The 3,541-nt window shown below is 59.5% G+C and carries 4 protein-coding genes; 1 reads left to right on the top strand and 3 read right to left on the bottom strand.

Annotated elements, in window-relative coordinates:
- Positions 1–189: 189 nt before the first annotated feature.
- Together ispF and NW843_RS13025 are read right to left on the bottom strand one after the other, a co-directional pair.
- On the bottom strand, positions 190–699 hold the full coding sequence (ispF, locus tag NW843_RS13030) for a 2-C-methyl-D-erythritol 2,4-cyclodiphosphate synthase (RefSeq protein WP_414342922.1): 510 nt from the start codon (positions 697–699) through the stop codon (positions 190–192).
- Positions 700–1,063: 364 nt separating this feature from the next.
- Positions 1,064–1,357, bottom strand: a complete 294-nt coding sequence (locus tag NW843_RS13025; RefSeq protein WP_414329949.1) for a TIGR02450 family Trp-rich protein — start codon at positions 1,355–1,357, stop codon at positions 1,064–1,066.
- Positions 1,358–1,547: 190 nt separating this feature from the next.
- Here NW843_RS13025 and NW843_RS13020 point away from each other — a divergent pair, with 190 nt between their 5' ends.
- Positions 1,548–1,946 carry a hypothetical protein gene (locus tag NW843_RS13020; protein WP_414350476.1) on the top strand — a complete coding sequence of 133 codons (399 nt, stop codon included), beginning with the start codon at positions 1,548–1,550 and terminating at the stop codon, positions 1,944–1,946.
- Positions 1,947–2,032: 86 nt separating this feature from the next.
- Here NW843_RS13020 and NW843_RS13015 read toward each other — a convergent pair whose 3' ends face one another.
- Complete coding sequence (locus NW843_RS13015) at positions 2,033–3,343, bottom strand: UbiH/UbiF/VisC/COQ6 family ubiquinone biosynthesis hydroxylase (RefSeq protein WP_414523155.1); 1,311 nt, start codon at positions 3,341–3,343, stop codon at positions 2,033–2,035.
- Between the last annotated feature and the right edge of the window lie 198 nt (positions 3,344–3,541).

Below are 3,541 nucleotides of genomic sequence, written 5' to 3'. Positions count from 1 at the left end.
TGAACAGTGATGTTCAGCAGTGTTCAGCGTAAATGTATCAGTAGCCCCCCTCCCGGCCCCTTTCCCAGAGGGAAAATTGGGGATCCAGGTAATGGGTGGTTTGACTGCGACTTGGGCAGATTCTGCGTTTTTGAGGGAGCGATTGCTTGCCAGTTTGGCAGCTCAGGCAGTGGGGTGACCAGGTTCTTTTCAGATTCTGATGGGAAGGTCAGAGGAAGCTTGTCCTCTCTGTTCCAGCAACAGGGCTACTGCGAAGGCAGCAATGGCCTCTCCCTGACCTATGGGGCCCAGTTTTTCGTTAGTAGTAGCCTTGACCCCCACTTGCTTGGGGGAGATCTGCATCGCCTCTGCCAGGCGGGCCTGCATGGCGGGGATGTGAGGTTTGAGCTTGGGCTGCTCCGCCACCACCACACTGTCTACATTGGCAACGCACCAGCCCTCTTGGCCCACCAGCTGCACCACTTGCTGTAGTAAAAGGATGCTATCTGCCCCTTTCCAACGCTCTTCTTCAGGGGGGAAGTAGTAGCCAATATCCCGCAGAGCGGCAGCCCCCAGGAGAGCATCCATGATGGCGTGGGTGAGGACATCGGCGTCGCTATGGCCCAATAGCCCCTTTTCGTAAGGGATCCGGATCCCGCCCAGGATCAGGGGGCGCCCCTCGACGAGGCGGTGGATGTCGTAGCCCTGGCCAATGCGCACTTTTCCGGCTCCCTTGAGAAAACCATCGAGACCCTTGTCGACCATCGCCCCCTCCGAGGAGCTAGGGGGATGGGAGTCGAGTAACCGACAAGCAGCTTTTGAGAACGCCTCTTTCTATTCTGCCGGCTCCAGAGGGGAATAGCAGATGGGACAAGACGAACCACTGTAGCAGTCGAAGCAGATGAGGTGAGACTTCCCGTAGGGATTGGCGCAGCGCTTGGCCCACTGATAATCGCTGTAGCTAAGATCTTTTCCGCAAACGTCACATCTGGCCATCCCGCTTTCTTCTCCTCAAGCTTCCGAATTAAAATACCACACTAGAGAGATGATCCTAATCGATCCCTGAGCCCCAGCTTGAGAGAAACTATCCCCCAGCCCTGTCCAGAAGGGGATCCTGCCGCCCACAGGGGATCCCGTCTTCGAGAGGCGTCCAGCCCGGCTGCCAAAGATCCCGGTTCTTCAGGGTGGCCGCGTTGACCCAGAGGCGCACCTGGGGATCGCAGACGGCTCTGAGCTCGGCAAACACCAGCCCTCCTTCCCCTTGTTGGCGAGCGGTGACCTGAAAATGTCGCCAACCCAGAACAGGCTGAACGGAAGTCCATTTGGAGCCGAGGAGGTGCGGGAAAGGCTGTTTCCGACGGGGTTTGTTGCGAGCCACGGGACGGAGGGTGCGAGCGGGTAAGGGATGAAAGGGACCCAGCTTTCCGGCCATTCCTGAGGACGGCAGCGGGGAGCGAGGGGAGCGGCAAAGCCAGCCGAGATCCTGAGTTTCCCTCAGATCCGCCTGTGATCGGTATGTGTGATCGGTATGATCGAGGGGATCCCTTTCCACTCCAGCCTATCCAACCATGGAGCAGCACCGGCAACGGCTTCAGTTCTCTTTCTGGCAGGCAGTCTTGAAGGGGGGCCTTCTGTTTCTGATCCTGGCTGGCCTAATCTTGGGAACAGGCCTGCCCTTGGGAGCGGCAACCGGCCCCACTTTGTCCGGCAAACTTACGGGGCCAGAGTGGCGACAAGCAGACCCGGAGGCCAAGCAGGACTTTTGTCGCAAAGCCTTTCAAGCGTTTCGCGCCTCTCCTTCCCAAAGCTATATCATCAGCTCCAATGTGCAGGCTTTGACCCCAGAAGGTTTGTGTCGGCGCTTGGATCAGTTTTATCAGTATGCCGTCAACGACGAGATCCCCATCAACCAGGCGGCCAATATTGCCCCATTGCTGTTTTCAGACTTACCCCTGGAGCAGCCTTGATCCCATGTGGATCGCTTGTCCTGCCGAGGACATAATGACTTTCTCTTAGTGAGGATCCCAGCCCGGCTGTGACAGGTTGGCCGGATTCAGACAGGTGTGGGCAAGGGTTCCAGGGGTGTAGGGAAAGGGAGCTGTTGGAGTTGGGGTTGGTGGGGGCGGATCCCCATCGCTTGGCGCATCAAGGCAGGCTTGAGCAGCGGCAAAACCTCCAGTCCCCACAGGCCCAGGCGACGCAAGACCAGCAACGGCCAGCTTCGGTTGGAAAAGAGGCGATTGGCAGCATCGGTTGCAAAAAGAACCAGCGCGTTTTCTGGGCGGCGACAGCGCTCGTAGGCTTTTAACAAAGCCGGATCGCCGGGATCCCGGCCCGCCATTTTGGCTTCGATCAACAGGGCAGCCAAGGCCGCCACATCCCGCATGCCCAGATTCGCTCCCTGCCCCCCCAGCGGATGGGTGGTATGGGCAGCATCCCCCACCAAAGCCAGCCGGGATCCGATATAGGTTTGGGCATGGGCCCGCTGCGGCTCATAACAGGCTCTGGGAGAGGCCGCCAGCAAGGCTCCCAACTGGGATCCAAAGCAGGGCCGGATGGCCTGCAAAAACTCAGCCTCAGATAAGCCCATCAGCCAATCTCGATCCGCTTGGCGAACTGTCCAGACGACACAACTGCGATGGGGATCGGGGGTGGGCAAAATGGCGAAGGGGCCGCTGGCCTGAAAGCGCTCGTAGGCCACCTGCCGGTGAGGATGCTCATGGGTGAGGGTGGAAACGATGCACACCTGCCCATAGCCCCAGCGGGATAACGGGATCCCAGCCTGTTCCCGCAGCCGCGAACGGGCCCCATCTGCAACCACCAGCAGAGCAGCCCGCAGGGTTTGCCGGGATCCCTCCTGGGCCAGCTCTACCCGAATGTGATCTGCTGCAGGGGAGAAACTTTGCGCCTGAGCAGGGCTGAAAAGGGTTACCGAAGGGCACTCGCGAATGCGCTGCAACAGGGCCTTTTGGGTGATTTGATTTTCCACGACGTAGCCCAGGGCCGGCGCTTGGAGCATCTCACGGCGCAGCTGAGCCACCCAGGGGCCTTCCCCATCAGAGACCTGAATGCGGTGAATGGGAGAGACTCCCCAGGCCTCCATAAGGGGCCACACCCCAATTCGCTGCAAAATACGAGCTGTCCCCAGAGCCAAAGCGCTGGCTCGGCCATCGGGCCCCACCCCCTGCGAGAGATCCCGCCCCTCGATCAGCCCGACGCGGATCCCGGCCTGACCCAAAGCGGCTGCCAAGGTGGATCCCACCATCCCAGCTCCGGCAATCACCACCTCGAAGTCCAGTCGCCTTGGCTTGGCTGCTGTCGGAGCAATGGCTAGGGGAGCAGCGGAAGTGGGCAAAAGGCTCATGGGCACTCACGGCAAGTGGGCTCAACCTCCATTCTAAGGTTCCTGCACCCGGCAGGCCGCCGAGGATCAAGCAGTAAATTGGGTCAAAGTGCTACGAGGGATCCCTTTTGATCTCAGCCCCTTTGTTTGCTGCTGCAGGGTGGAATCCCTGTGGGTAGCTGATACATTTACGCTGAACACTGCTGAACATCACTGTTC

It is taken from the genome of Synechococcus sp. R5-12, from assembly GCF_047502655.1.
GTDB lineage: Bacteria > Cyanobacteriota > Cyanobacteriia > Thermostichales > Thermostichaceae > Thermostichus.
The sequence above is the reverse complement of the archived record's forward strand: the minus strand, read 5'-3'. Positions and strand labels throughout refer to the sequence as shown.

Coding starts and splice junctions, on each gene's coding strand:
- NW843_RS13020 (WP_414350476.1), top strand. CDS start 1,548: ATGGAGCAGCACCGGCAACGGCTTCAGTTCTCTTTCTGGCAGGCAGTC.
- NW843_RS13015 (WP_414523155.1), bottom strand. CDS start 3,343: ATGAGCCTTTTGCCCACTTCCGCTGCTCCCCTAGCCATTGCTCCGACA.